12 protein-coding genes are annotated in these 14,108 nt (G+C 49.5%); 1 reads left to right on the forward strand and 11 read right to left on the reverse strand.

Going from position 1 to position 14,108, the window contains the following annotated elements; genetic code table 11:
• Positions 1–10: 10 nt before the first annotated feature.
• The 8 genes from EIZ37_RS09860 to EIZ37_RS09895 all read right to left on the reverse strand — a co-directional run bounded on the left by EIZ37_RS09860 (position 11) and on the right by EIZ37_RS09895 (position 8,405).
• The gene (locus tag EIZ37_RS09860) at positions 11–1,777 is read right to left on the reverse strand and encodes a phospho-sugar mutase (RefSeq protein ID WP_235827942.1); all 1,767 of its coding nucleotides are present in this window, start codon (positions 1,775–1,777) and stop codon (positions 11–13) included.
• A gap of 18 nt (positions 1,778–1,795) precedes the next feature.
• Positions 1,796–3,205 carry a UDP-glucose dehydrogenase family protein gene (locus EIZ37_RS09865; RefSeq protein WP_134684434.1) on the reverse strand — a complete coding sequence of 470 codons (1,410 nt, stop codon included), beginning with the start codon at positions 3,203–3,205 and terminating at the stop codon, positions 1,796–1,798.
• 26 nt (positions 3,206–3,231) lie between these two features.
• On the reverse strand, positions 3,232–4,194 hold the full coding sequence (locus tag EIZ37_RS09870; protein WP_235827943.1) for a UDP-glucuronic acid decarboxylase family protein: 963 nt from the start codon (positions 4,192–4,194) through the stop codon (positions 3,232–3,234).
• A 32-nt stretch (positions 4,195–4,226) separates the two neighbouring features.
• A complete protein-coding gene (locus EIZ37_RS09875; protein ID WP_134684436.1) occupies positions 4,227–4,862 on the reverse strand; it encodes a sugar transferase in 636 nt (211 codons plus the stop codon).
• 8 nt (positions 4,863–4,870) lie between these two features.
• The gene (galU, locus tag EIZ37_RS09880; protein ID WP_134684437.1) at positions 4,871–5,770 is read right to left on the reverse strand and encodes a UTP--glucose-1-phosphate uridylyltransferase GalU; all 900 of its coding nucleotides are present in this window, start codon (positions 5,768–5,770) and stop codon (positions 4,871–4,873) included.
• A gap of 78 nt (positions 5,771–5,848) precedes the next feature.
• Positions 5,849–6,655, reverse strand: a complete 807-nt coding sequence (locus EIZ37_RS09885) for a WecB/TagA/CpsF family glycosyltransferase (RefSeq protein WP_134684438.1) — start codon at positions 6,653–6,655, stop codon at positions 5,849–5,851.
• Entirely contained in the window at positions 6,652–7,728 is a 1,077-nt protein-coding gene (locus tag EIZ37_RS09890) for an NAD-dependent epimerase/dehydratase family protein (RefSeq protein WP_134684439.1), read from the reverse strand. Before EIZ37_RS09890 ends, EIZ37_RS09885 begins: the two co-directional genes overlap by 4 nt.
• Positions 7,729–7,775: 47 nt before the next feature.
• The gene (locus EIZ37_RS09895) at positions 7,776–8,405 is read right to left on the reverse strand and encodes a YveK family protein (RefSeq protein WP_134684440.1); all 630 of its coding nucleotides are present in this window, start codon (positions 8,403–8,405) and stop codon (positions 7,776–7,778) included.
• Positions 8,406–8,693: 288 nt separating this feature from the next.
• On the opposite strand from EIZ37_RS09895, the gene EIZ37_RS09900 reads away from it, so the two are divergent.
• Positions 8,694–9,884 carry a glycosyltransferase gene (locus EIZ37_RS09900; protein WP_134684441.1) on the forward strand — a complete coding sequence of 397 codons (1,191 nt, stop codon included), beginning with the start codon at positions 8,694–8,696 and terminating at the stop codon, positions 9,882–9,884.
• Positions 9,885–9,940: 56 nt separating this feature from the next.
• Here the strand turns inward: EIZ37_RS09900 and EIZ37_RS09905 are convergent, their stop codons facing one another.
• Genes EIZ37_RS09905 through EIZ37_RS09915 form a run of 3 tightly spaced genes read right to left on the reverse strand, consistent with a single transcriptional unit; the run spans position 9,941 to position 14,042 of the window.
• A complete protein-coding gene (locus tag EIZ37_RS09905) occupies positions 9,941–11,410 on the reverse strand; it encodes a hypothetical protein (protein ID WP_134684442.1) in 1,470 nt (489 codons plus the stop codon).
• 42 nt (positions 11,411–11,452) lie between these two features.
• Positions 11,453–12,748: an O-antigen ligase family protein gene (locus EIZ37_RS09910; RefSeq protein ID WP_134684443.1), complete on the reverse strand. Its 1,296-nt coding sequence runs from the start codon at positions 12,746–12,748 to the stop codon at positions 11,453–11,455.
• 13 nt (positions 12,749–12,761) lie between these two features.
• Positions 12,762–14,042, reverse strand: a complete 1,281-nt coding sequence (locus EIZ37_RS09915) for a flippase (RefSeq protein ID WP_167568777.1) — start codon at positions 14,040–14,042, stop codon at positions 12,762–12,764.
• Positions 14,043–14,108 lie beyond the last annotated feature (66 nt).

Genomic DNA, 14,108 nt, shown 5'->3' on the forward strand with positions numbered 1-14,108 from the left:
CTGGTCTCCGTTAACGTTGAACGCCTAGGAATTGCAAAAAGGAAGCTTTCAGCGCTGCTGTTTTCATTTCTGCTTCATCCCGTGTTGCTGCCTTTGACGCTACGTAAATTTTCATCTTTGGCTCTGTCCCTGAAGGGCGCACGGCGATCCATGACCCATCTGCCAGAATCAATTTGCATACGTCGGACTGTGGGAGAGAAAGCCTTTCGCTGCTGCCGTCTTTTCGAACCCTCAGCCCAGTCTGGTAATCTTCCAGGACCTCTACAGGCAGATTCGCTACAGCTTGCGGGGGCTGGGCACGCAACGCGGACATCATCTGTTTCATTTCCTGCAGCCCTTCGATCCCCTTTAGCGTGAGCGATACGAGATCTTCATGGTAATAGCCATGCTGCTGATAAATCTCTTCCAAGACCTGCAGCAAGCTTTTATGCTGCAGCTTGTAATACAGCCCCATCTCAGCGACGATCACAGCCGTCTGTACAGCGTCCTTATCCCTGACAAAATCACCAAGCAAGTAACCATAGCTCTCTTCGAACCCAAAGAGAAAGCTGCGGGTTCCATCGGTCTCATACCCTGCGATTTTTTCAGCGATATACTTGAAGCCTGTCAGGGTTTGCTCCGTTGCTACGCCGTAGGTCTCTGCTATTTTGCTGGCCAGATCGGTGCTGACAATCGTTTTGACGATCGCTCCATTCGTTGGCAAGGCTCCTTTTTCCTGTCTTCGCTCCAGCACGTAATGAAGCAGCAGCACCCCCAGTTGATTCCCGGTCAGTTTGTGATATTCGTCGCCATCCTTTACCAGTACACCAATCCTGTCTGCATCAGGATCTGTAGCCATGACCAGGTCAGCATTCACTTGCAAAGCCAGTTCCATGGCAAGCTGAAAAGCAGCCATTTCCTCCGGATTCGGAGATGTTACTGTTGAAAAGGATGGATCTGGCAGCGTTTGCTGCGCGACGACATGGACATGCTGGAAGCCGGCCCGCTGCAGCATATTCGTCACAGGCTGAAGACCCGTGCCATGCAAGGGAGTGTATACGAGCGAGATTTGATCACCGTGCGCTTCAATAAGATCCGGTTGGTGCAGCAGGTGCCTGATTTCATCCATGTAGGCTTCTCTGACCTCTTTGCCCACATACACTTTTCGATTTGCTTCCCTTTGCCCAGGTGACAGCGATATGGCAAGCGGATTGCCCACCTTTTCCATCTCCTGCAAGATCAATTGCGCGGTCTCTTCCGTCATCTGAGCGCCAAGGCGATTGTACACTTTCAAGCCGTGGTATTGCGGCGGATTATGGCTCGCGGTCAGCATGATCCCGGCATATGCCTGATAATAACGCACAGCGTAGGAAAGCAGAGGAGTCGGTGCGATTACCGCGAACAAAAAGACATTGATGCTTTGGCTCGTTAATACGTCCGCTGCAGCCTCGGCGAAAAGGGTGGAATGCTGGCGCGTATCATAGGCGATCACCACACCCATCTGCATCGCTTCCTGCCCTTGCTGTTTGATATAGCCGGCCAGGGCAAGAGCCGCTTTCCGTACGGTGTAAACATTCAGCCGATTCGTACCGGCTCCCATGATGCCCCTCATCCCGCCTGTACCGAATTCCAGGTCTTTATAAAATCGCTCCTCAATCTCCTGCGGCTGCCCGGAGATGCTGTTCAATTCCTGCAAGAGTTCCTCTTCCAAGCCTTGATAATGTAACCATTGTTCATATCTTTCACGATAGTTGGTCCTTGCCTGCGTTTCCACTTTGGTCACTTCGATCACCGCCACGTTTGGTTACACATTCGCTTATCGAGCCAGCTCGATCGGCTCACGTCGGAATGCATTTGCATCAATTCCCAGCCCTTCATAGGAAAATCCGATATCGATCAGGAAATCTTTCGGCAGAAAATTGCGCGTATCCAAAATATACGGACTGCGCATTTTGGTTTGCATCAACGCCCAGTTCAGCGACAAGTAGTCCTCCCAGTGGGTAAGAAGTACGACCGCATCGGCCAATTCTGCCGCTTGCAAAGGAGATTCGCAATAGCGAACCGGCACATCCGGATTCAATGCCCGAAACATCTCCATACCCTGCGGATCATGCACGCTGACATGTGCGCCAAGCTCGATCAGCTGCTGAATGATAATCGACGCTTGCGTTTTCCGCGCATCGTCCGTATTCGGCTTGAAGGTCAGACCCAGCACCCCGATATTTTTTCCGTTGAGCGTTTTTAAACGTCTTTGAATTTTTTCAACCACATACAAATGCATTTTTTGGTTGGACTCCACCGCTGCCTTGACAACAAGCAGCTCGCTTCCGTATTTTTGGCTGGTGGTCAAAATTTCTGCCGTATCTTTTGGGAAACAACTGCCGCTCCAGCCGCTAGACACTTGCAAGAACTTTTCCCCGATGCGCGAGTCCATCCCGATTCCTTTGGCGACATCGAGCACATTGGCGCCCAAGGTCTCGCACAGCCGCGCCACTTCATTGATGTAGCTGATTTTCACGGCCAGAAATGCGTTGGAAGCGTACTTGATCATCTCTGCGCTTTTCGTATCGGTTTCAAAATACGTAGCCTTGGGAGCATCTGTTTTCTCCGGAAACGGGAACAGCTTCGAGATGGCTTCATAATGATTGCGCTGCAGCAAGTTATGGTAGAGCATTTTGATGGTATAGCGCGCTTGCTCATTATTCGTCCCGATCACGATGCGATCCGGGTAGAACACATCTTCTACCGCATAGCCTTCCCGCAGGAATTCCGGATTGCTGACTACTGCGAAATGGGATTCCTGGCGCAGACCGGAAACTTGCTCGACAATCGAAGAAACCAGATCGGCAGTACCCACTGGCACCGTCGATTTATTGACAATGACGGTAAACCTTTTCGGGTCGAGGTGTTGCGCGATGTTTTCCGCTGCTTTTTTAATGTAGGTCAGATCGGCGGAGCCATCGGCGTTGGAGGGAGTGCCCACGCAAATGAACACGACCTCCGCTTGCCGTACCGGCTCATAATCGGTGGTGGCAAACAACGTCTGCCCCATGTATTCGGCGATCAGATTATCGAGGCCCGGCTCATAAATCGGACTTTTTTTCGCCAGCAGGGTGTCTACCTTTTTCTGATCAATATCAATCACCGTGGTTTTATGTCCCAAGGCAGCGAAAGCCGCGGCGGTCACACTTCCTACGTATCCTGATCCAATGCATACCACATTCATCGCTGATTCCTCCTCCACTCATTCACTCATTGTCTCTGCAGGGCCAAATGATCGCGGTAAGCCGCAATGGTTCGTCTCAGCCCTTCTTCCAAGCTTACCTCGGGCTCCCACCCCAGCAGCTCCTTCGCTTTGTCCAACACGGGACGGCGTACTTTCGGATCGTCAGCAGGCAGTGGATGGAAGGTAATGCGGCTAGTCGATTCAGCCAGTATTTTCACCATGTGCGCCACTTCGATAATCGGATATTCCCGGGCATTCCCGACATTGATGACCTGACCCACTGCTTCCTCTTTTTCCATCATCAGCTGCAGGGCGCGGATGTTGTCGCTCACATAGCAGAAGGAGCGCGTCTGCGAGCCATCTCCGTACACCGTAATGTCCTCTCCCGTGATCGCCTGCGTGACAAAGTTGGAAATCACTCGGCCGTCATCATTGCGCAAGCCGTCCGAGTATGTATTGAAGATCCTGGCGACTCGTACTGGCACGCCATAGTTGCGATAATATTCGTAGCAATATACCTCGCCAAGACGTTTCGCCTCGTCATAGCAAGCACGCGGCCCCCAAGTGTTGACATTCCCCCGGTACGATTCCGGCTGGGGATGCAATTCGGGATCACCATAGATTTCGCTCGTGCTTGTGTACAGCAGTTTGGCATTCGTGCGTCTGGCCAGCTCAAGCATGTTGCGAGTCCCGATCGTATTCACCGCGATGGTTGCAAACGGGGTTGCCTGATAGAATTTCGGCGAGGCCGGTGAAGCAAGATGGTAGATCTCCGTAGCCAGCTGCAACTCTGGCAGATCTACGACAGTGGGTTCAGATACGTCGTATTGGATAAACGTAAATTGTGGATGGGCAAGCAATGGTTCAATATTTCTCTGGGTTCCTGTGGAGAAGTTATCCACTCCCACTACATGTTTTCCCTTTGCCAGCAATTCTTTGGCGAGATGAGAACCGAGAAAACCGGCTACACCCGTAATGATCGTTGTCAATTCGGATCCTCCTTTTTGCTGTTGCACTTGAATTAATGCGTATTGCTCTTGAACATCACCAGGATCGTTTTCCATACGATCTTCAGATCAAGGGCAAATGAAATGTTTTGAATGTAGTAGAGGTCATGGTGCAGGTTTTCATGGATCGGCTTGGTGCGGTCTGGGCTTACCTGCCACAAGCCGGTGATGCCCGGCTTCACCAAAAACCGCAGTCGCTCATAACCGGTATAAACCTGCTCCACAATCATTTTTTGTTCGGGTCGGGGACCGATAAAGCTCATCTCCCCTTTTAGGATGTTGATGATCTGCGGCAATTCATCCAGACTCGTTTTCCGCAAGATACGCCCAACTTTTGTGATACGCGGATCACCGTCTTCATGCGGTGAACGTCCTTGGTTGGGAACATCCGCATACATGGTCCGAAACTTGATGATCTGAAATTCTTTGCCTCTCCAGCCAATCCGCGGCTGCAGAAAGAATACGGGCCCACGAGATTCCAGAATGATCAGCAGGGAGATCACTGGAAACAGGCACAGACAAGGGATGATAAGCAGAACGCACATCATGAGATCGAGCGTTCGTTTCCCGTACCGTGCGTACAGGTTTCCCTTGGGATGGACTTGTTGTATGACTTTTGGTTCCTGCTGGTATTGCGGCATCAGTTCCATGATTGTGATTACGATCCTACCTTTACTTTCACGGGATAATGTTGTGCCTTCAGATCAAACAAATACTCGCTGAAATCCTCGTACAGCTCTTCATTCGTCAACGCAAATTCGACGGTTGCTTTCAGGAAGCCGATTTTGCTGCCCACGTCATACAGTCTTCCGTCAAATTTGTAGGAATACATTGGCTGCTGCTCGGCAAGGATTTGCAAAGCATCGGTCAACTGAATTTCACCGCCAACGCCAGGCTTGCTATTTTCGAGAATCTGGAAAATTTCCGGCTCCAGAATATAGCGGCCAATGATCGCCAGGTTGGAAGGCGGATTCTGTTTTGGTTTTTCCACCAGATTGTGAATGAGCGTCAGCCGCTCATCGATTTTGCTGCCATCAATCACGCCGTAATTGCTCACTTGACTCCAAGGAACAGCCTCCACAGCAATAATGTTGCCTTTTTTCTCGTCATAGATGTCGATCATCTGCTTCAGGCAAGGTGTCTTGCTCTGGATGACCATATCTCCCAGCAAGACGGCAAAAGGCTCTTCCCCGATGAATTTGCGTGCGCACCACACGGCATGCCCCAAGCCCAATGCTTCTTTCTGGCGAACATAATGGATATCTACCAGATTCGTAATGCCATTGATGATTTCATAGAGTTCATTCTTCTGTTTTTCCAGCAGATTGGTTTCGAGTTCATAGTTTTTATCAAAATGGTCCTCAATCGCTCGTTTGCTGCGTCCCGTCACGATAATGATGTCGCGAATTCCGGATGCGACAGCTTCCTCGACGATGTATTGAATCGTCGGTTTATCTACGATGGGAAGCATTTCCTTCGGCATTGCTTTTGTCGCCGGGAGAAATCTTGTCCCTAACCCCGCGGCAGGAATGACAGCTTTTCGCACTCTTTTGCTCATCCTCATCCACCCCATCTTCTTTTTATCGCATACCTTCGTTCTTTATAAAGAACACATGGTCAAAAATCAACGAATCCATCATCCAAAGGACTCTTCCTTTTCCCGACGATCCGGATAGACCACTGGTATCCTCTTCATTCCCGCTCGCTCAGCGAACAGGTGAAACAAATATAGCGGATTTAACACCACATAGCGTTTCCATAGACGCTTTGGCTCCTGCATCAACCGAAACAGCCATTCCAAGCCTCTTGCCTGCATCCACGCAGGCGCTTGCGGCAGTGTGCCTGCATGGAAATCGAATGCCGCTCCCACCGCTAGCAAAGGCATCGGCAAATAGTCTCGGTATTCATAGATCCACACCTCTTGGCGGGGACAACCCAAGCCTACGAATACTAGTTTTGCTCCACTGTCCTTGATTCGCTGGATCACTTCCTGCTTCTCTTGTTCGTCTAGCCGGCGAAACTTGGAAGGTTCCTTGCCTGCTATGATGATCGATGGAAACTTCTTTTTCAGATTATCTTCGAACAAATCAATCGTTTCCTGCTTGCTTCCATACAAATAGATTGGCAGCTGCTCCTCTGCCGCCGCCTTTGCCACTCTCAGCGTAAGCTCCGGACCGTATACCCGGTCCGGCAGGGAAATATTATGTAGCAGCCTCAGTCCCCAGCGCACCGGTTGGCCATCCGGGACGATCAAGTCCAATCCATTCAGCCTTCTCTGATGGACCTTATCCATGAAACCGGTCATGACTCCATGTACGGCCAAAGCGGAAACTGCATATGGTTGTTGACGCTTTGCATGCGTTGTGATCATATGTACCGCATACTCATAATCAACCGCTGATATGACTACTCCCAAAATCGGGAACTTTCCATGATAGATCATTGCGGAACGCCCCATCTCGCCTTATTTTCGGCATAGATTTCTTCCATGATCTTCTTTACATCATAGCGGACGCTCCATTGTGGATAGTGGGAAATAAATCGCTCCAGACTGCTGACATACCAGATATGGTCACCGGCTCGATGCTGCTCCGAATAGGTCACATTCATCTTTTCCCCGGTTATTTCCTCCGCCAGCCGGATCGCTTCCAGCATGGAGATATTGGAGGTTCTGCCTCCGCCCAGATTGTACACTTCGCCGCCTGCTCGCGGCTGCTGATAGAAAGTATGGAAAGCAGCGATCACATCGTTGGAATGAATCACATCGCGCACTTGCTTTCCTTTGTAACCAAAAATGGTGTAAGGCGTGCGGCTCATGGCGCATTTCATCAGATAGTTGATAAATCCATGCAGCTGTACGCCGGACTGGCGTGCCCCACTCAACACACCCCCGCGAAATACCGCGGTTTTAAAGTTGAAATAGCGGCCATATTCCTGTACCAATATGTCTGCAGCCAGCTTGGAAGCACCAAAGAGCGAGTGCATATTTTGATCGACACTCAAATCCTCGCGAATGCCATCGCTGTATGCATGATCTGGAGCAATCTCCCAGCGCGTCTCCAGCTCGATCAACGGCAGCCGGTTGGGGCTGTCCCCATAAACCTTGTTTGTGGAGGTAAAAAGGAAGACGGCTTCCGGGCAGTGATGCCGCATCGCTTCCAGCATGTTGAGGGTACCATTTGCGTTGACTCCAAAATCCGTGATCGGATCACGTGCAGCCCAATCATGGGATGGTTGTGCCGCCGTATGGATGATCAGGGAGATATCCGTGCCATACTTGGCAAAAATGCGGTTAATACTGTCCTTATCCCGGATGTCGACATGCTGATGCTCATATTTTTGCTGATAGGTTTGTTCCAGGCGATTGCGGTTCCACAGCGTAGAGCCTTCGTCACCAAAGAAGACTTGCCGCATATTGTTGTCGATGCCAATGACTTTATATCCCAATCCTGCATAAAAGGCTGCGGCCTCCGAACCGATGAGTCCGGCAGAGCCTGTAATCACTACAACTGACATATTCTCCTACTCCCCTATTCTATCTGTTATATTGGATCCCGCTTGCCTCAGCCCTGCATCGAATGCACACGCAGCTGCTGCTGTTTGTTCCTTTGAACGAGTTCCGCGAAAAGCGCCAGAGCGACTCCCCCGAGCAGCCCTAAGACTACCGCCACACCCGTACTTTGATAGGGCTGGGGACTGACCGGAACCGGGTGTTCACTCGCTTGCGCCTCATCAACGATCAGGATATTCTCCGCGTTGACCAATTCCTTTGAATGCGCAGAAATGACGCGTGCAAACTCATTCGCATATTTGACAGAAGCAGCAGGGTCCTGATCTGTTACTGCTATGCCTAGCAATAAGGTGCCGTTCTTAATGTTGACTTCCACCTTATCCAATAGCTGATTCACTGATTCCGAAGCGCCCACGTTGCTGGCAACCTCTGCCGCGATGCGGTGGCTTTTGATCAGTTCCGCGTACGTTTTCAGCATTTGCTGATTTCCCAAGACACTCGTATACATGTTCGCGGTGTCGGCATTTTGGGGTTGTACGAGAATCGTGGCTTGAGCCTGGTAAAGCGGGGTTACGAAATAGAAACTGATCGCTGCTGTTGCAATTCCCGCAAGGATTGGAATCGCCAAAACAAGTACGAGGCGTTTCCGAACACTTTTCCAAATATCCAATAGCAGATTCATAGATAGAATAACCCCTTTTCTTGTTTATTCGTTCATTATGCAGAACGCATTTAGTTCTTTAAAACGAATAATCAACCTGAGTATATACGACAAAACGAACACAAGTAAATAGCCTATTTCTTTGAATAACCCTTGGTTTTTGAAAAAAAATCATTCATTATCTCATCATATCTCTCATTTTCATCATTTCACCGAAAAGAACATGTTGTTCTTTAAAGAGAACAATTGTATAATTCTCTTCATGTAGGCTCAATTCCAAAAATAACGACGAAAATGGGGATATTTCAGATGAAGGTAAAAGTGTTGACCGTACATAATCGTTATTTAATTCGCGGCGGTGAGGATGAGAGCGTAGACTCCCATCAGCGATTGCTGAAGGAAAACGGCCATTACACCGAGCTGTTTGAAGAATCAAATGAGCGCGTGGCAGAACTCGGCAGCGCCCGCACAGCACTGCGTACGATCTGGTCGGTTGAATCTTCCCGCAAGATTCGGGATAAAATTAGCGCCGGACAGTTTGACATCCTTGATTGTCAAAATACATTTCCATTAATCTCTCCATCCGTCTACTACGCAGCCAAAAAAACCGGCATCCCGGTAATCCAGACATTGCGAAACTATCGGCTGCTTTGTCCCAATGCGCTGTTTTTCCGAAACGGAAAGGTCTGCGAGGATTGTCTGGGGCAGTCCTTCCCGATCAGCGGGGTCATCAATCGCTGTTACCGGGACAGCTTCCCCGCCAGTGCTACCGTCTCTTCCATGATCGCTACCCATCGTCTGCTGAAAACGTGGAATAAACAGGTCGACCTGTTTGTCACATTGACCCATTTTGCTCGCCATAAATTTATTGAAGCGGGATTTCCTGAGGACCGGATCGTGGTTAAGCCAAACTTTGTCTTTCCCGACCCGGGCTTGGGAAAAGGAAACGGCGACTATGCCCTGTTTGTCGGAAGGCTGACAGAGGAAAAAGGCATCCATACCGTGCTGGCAGCTTGGCAAAAAGCACAGCATAAGCTTCCTTTGAAAATCATTGGGGAAGGACCGTTGGCAGATCAAGTCGCCCAAGCTGCACGATCCTCTGCGCTTATAGAATACATAGGAAAAAAACCGGTAAGCGAAGTGTATGAGCTCATGGGGAATGCGAAATTCCTGCTGTTTCCGTCTGAATGGTATGAAACTTTTGGCCGAGTGGCGATTGAAGCCTTTGCCAAAGGAACGCCAGTCATCGCTGCGAATATCGGTGCGATTGCGGAAATCGTGGATCATGGCCGAACCGGGCTTCATTTTATACCCGGGGATGCGGACGACCTTGCAGCCAAGATCGATTGGGCCCAAACTCATCCCGATGAGCTAAAGCATATGCGTGCACAAGCAAGAAGCGAATATGAACAGAAATATACGGCGCAACGTAATTATCAAATGTTAATGGAAGTCTACGAAAAAGCCCAGATACTTGCCACTCGCAAGACTTATCGGTAAGCGGCAATGGAGACAAAAGAAGAACTGCCGCGCCTGGCAGTTCTTCTTTTGTCCGCTCACAACAAATACGGTACCAGCTTCTGACGCAAAGACCCCTTGATCGCCTTGATAATCGGCTGCGGATTGATCGGTTCAATCAGCACATCTCCCCAGAGCTTGCGGATGAGCTCGTGATAAAGCAGATAGTGCGGCGGTCTGCGGTATTTTTCATCCACAGACATCAAGACCGTGATCAAACGCTTGTGGTTGAAAGGGCTGAATTCCTCCACCGCAATATCCTGCTCGGCCGGGTACATCGCGCCCCAATTCCCCATTCGTTGCTCCCAGTAATGAAGATCGAGCAGGTTGATCCGATACTCCTCCGGATAATGCTTTACTTCCTGCAGCCATCTGTCGTATTGGTAGATCGCAAACTCATTGTTTTTGTAAAACGAGATTTTGGCAAGAAATTTCGGTGTTATCGTTTTCACATCATAGTAGGTGTAGACGCATTTCCGGGCAATTTCGCTGCCATTGCCGCAGACATTGACCATGCCCTGCGAATATTTGAAATGGTGATAGATCGTCAGCGCTTTCGGAATATTTCGGGCCAAGGTTACGTTTCTTTCAAACAGCTGCTTAAACGACTCATCCATCGTTTCTCTGCAATCCAGCACATGAAAGGGCAAGCCCAGCCTGGGAAACAATCTGCGCGGCACATCAATGTCCGGACTCTCGTCTGTCAATCTGCCATGCTTGCTGACATAAAAAAACATCTCTTCCTTGATCGCTTTACTGGCTGCCAGCAAGGTTCGGCTATCCCATCCCGCCGATACGGGAAGCATCAGCGAATACCTACGTGCAGCTCCTTCCAGCAGTCCTTTCAAAATCACAGCAGCCTCTTCCACGACCTCATCAATCCGCATCACCGGCAAGCTTTTCGTTGGCCAGTACCGCACCACCTTTCTTTCCTGCAGGTCCAAGTAGTGATTCGGCAATAAATGCTTGATATGCTGATAGGGCGTCGCATCACCCGGCCATGATCGTTCCGTATACTCGAACTGCGGCGAATTCATGAAACTCATCGACCACTGATCAAGAGGAAAAGAATGCTCTACAAACTCCAACAGCAGCGAAGGCTGCGAAGAAAACCATTGCTCCTGCATGTGGATGGTATAGAAGATTTGCCGGAGGCCACACATATCGTGAAAAATTTTAACGGACTCTCCTTCCTTGCAGATTAAAACCCATCTTCCTCCCAGATTCTCTGTAAGGGCTGCGATGTCCGTAAATGTATGGGCCCGTTTGCCCAGATGCTCCAATACTTCTTGATTGTTATGCTCAGGGTGGTAAGGATCAATGAAAAAACCAAGCAAAGTAAGCTGAAGCTCCTCTTTACACACCTGTGTGACTTCCAAATCAGGATGAGCTGTCACAACCCATTCATCGCTGATGGCGATTTTTTGCCATCCTGGCAATGTATCGATGTAACGCGGCCCTGCTATGTATTGCCTGCGAAACAATAATTGTTCCTCTGCCATCTGCATTTTCCTAACCCCCACATACTAGGTCCCAATCCTTGCTTTTTCTTAACCGCTTGATCCTGATCGTTTTCCCGCTACACGCAGGGTGGTGGACACGAACAGAATCCAGAACACATTGTTCTGCTTGAAAAGCGAATCCTCAGGAAACATGTAAAGAAACAAAAAGGTAAAGCACAATAACGGCCAATAGCTTTCGATCGATCGAGTCGTCTGAATCAGCCTGACTCCCCTGGCCATCCCCGCGGAAAAAGTAACGAAAAAGAGGATCAAACCGACGACTCCCAGATCAATGAGAATGTCGAGCAGGCCATTATGGGAGTGAACCGGCATCCATCCGGTATCAAGCAGGATTTGATACGATTCTCCCGCATTCCCCAGCCAAAATCCGCTGTAGCCGTACCCCAGATACGGGTGCTCTTTGACCCTGTCGAACAACGCCATCCACAGATCGGTTCTCCCCGTCAGTGTCACATCTCGATCCATACTTTCCAAAGACGCCTCTGCGACTGTCCCGATATCCACAGCGAGAAACGTAAGAGACCCTGCCAATATCAAGACGATCCCCAAGAATACGGCAAGCAGCTTGTTTTTCATCCTGAGCATAGGCATCATCGTAAAAACGATAAGCTGAAAAAGAAAGATGATAAGCGCTGTTTTCGAATTAGATAAAATCAACAAGCAAAGCGATAAGCCTAAAAAACCTGCGTATAGCGACCTCCTCTGTCGTTGTGCCATGCATAGCAGCAGAAAGACTAGGCTGCTCAGTGCCATTAACCTGCCCAAAATGTTTTTATGAACGAAAATCCCGCGCCAGGCCTCTCCGCGATCCTCACTGTAAATTCCATAACCAGGGAGAACCCAGGCAAAGATCACGCTTAGCACGATTGCTGCACCAAGCATGAAAGCAACCAGACGCAATTGCTCCTTCATGCTGTAACGGGCTGCCAGATAGATGCCAAAAGCAGTGGTACCAAACAGAGCGACAATGCGTCGAAGCGTGACCTCAGGCGCATACGACCAAAAAAGCGAGCAGGTTGTAAAGAACAGCAACAGCACTAGCCACTTATCTCTTTTCATCACCTGCAGTACACGCTTCCAGCGTAGCAGGATCAGAAAAAAGGAAACCGCATAGATGCCAAACCAGCAAGCCTGCATCAGCGGATTGCCCTCCGTCGGATCGATCACCGTCCCGCTCTGTTGGGTGAGCAGCTGCATGATGCCGCCGGAAAAAAGCAAAAGAGAGGCAAGGATAACGCATTTTTCCACTTTCCTGCCCAATAACAGGAAGTCTACCTTCCAGCGTTTTTCTTGTATCTCGCTTGATTCGATTGAGATCGCCATCTCGTTTCACCCCCTAATTGCCACTTGCCGCTCGTTGAACCTGCCGTTGCTGCAGATATTGAATCGCTATCCAATACCCGACGGTCAGTAAGAGATCGGAAAGGATGCTGGCCATAGCGGCACCCTTCCAGGAATATAACGGGATAAGCAGATAATTCATCGCGACATTGAGCAATGCCACTGTCATTTGAATCCCGCTGCGCACTCCTTGGAAACCGGATCCAGTCAAGGTATCCTGGATCAAGCTATTCACACTTTTGATCACGGGTATGACAGACAGCCACCGGATCGCTTCCACTGCATTTCCATATTCATCTCCCAGGATGTGCGGAACAACCGGAGCAAAAAGAAAAAGCAGCAGCCCCGCGACGATTCCGTATAAAGAAGAAAAAGGCAGGTACCGTTTTGCCAGCTGCAAGCTGCCGTTTATTCCGTCTTTTCCTTCTTTAAAAAAGCTGGCGTACATTGCGCTCATTAATGCGCGTATCGGTGTCAACGCTACATCGATTAATCTGCTGGCTGCAGCAAAAATGCCTGAAGCGTCCAGTGTTGACAGTTTTACCAGCAAAATTTTGTTAGTATCGCTGTACAAAGCAACCGAAGCCGAGCTGATCGAAAAGTAGAATCCATCCTTCCAGCCCTCTAGCAATCGGGACCACTTCGGCTGAGGACGGCCCAACTCTTTGGTAACAAGCCAGACTCCGATCAGTGCGCTCACCGCTGTCGCACACAGATAAATCACGGCCCAGTCTTGTGCGGACTTTGAGCCTGCGAGTAAAAGCAAATAGACAGCGCCAAGCAGTCGGGTGAAGCTTAGGAGCGTTTGCAGCTGAGCGGTTCGTTTTAATCGATCAAACGCTTGAAAGGCATGGCTGCTGATCTCGAGAAGTCGCAGCAAAACAAAATCTGACAGCGCGATCGTGATTACGAGCTGTGAGCTGCCAGCGGGAAGAAGCTGACCCGAGATAAAATAAGTAAGTACGGTTAACAGACAGCCTGTTAACACAGTCATCACCAATGCTCTTCCCCAATTCTCCGCAAATGTTGATCGGTCTCTCGCCACATTCATAATCATGAGATTTCCTGTTCCCCAGCTGGAAAATGGCGCTAACACGGCAACCAGTGATACGACGCCCATGAACATGCCGTACCCTTCTACACCCAAAATCCTCGCAATCAACACGAAGTAAACAGCCTGAATGACGACTCGCAGCCCCTGGCCCAAAAACATCCAGAGGGTGTTTTTCATCATTTCGCTGTTCCATCCATTGTGGATCCATTGTTTGACATTCACGTTGGCAGTAAACTCCTCAGCTTTTTGGTTTCTGGATATCATCCGTTCGTTAAAATGTTATTTTTG

This window comes from Brevibacillus migulae (genome assembly GCF_004521915.1).
Classification (GTDB): Bacteria; Bacillota; Bacilli; order Brevibacillales; family Brevibacillaceae; genus Brevibacillus_F; species Brevibacillus_F migulae.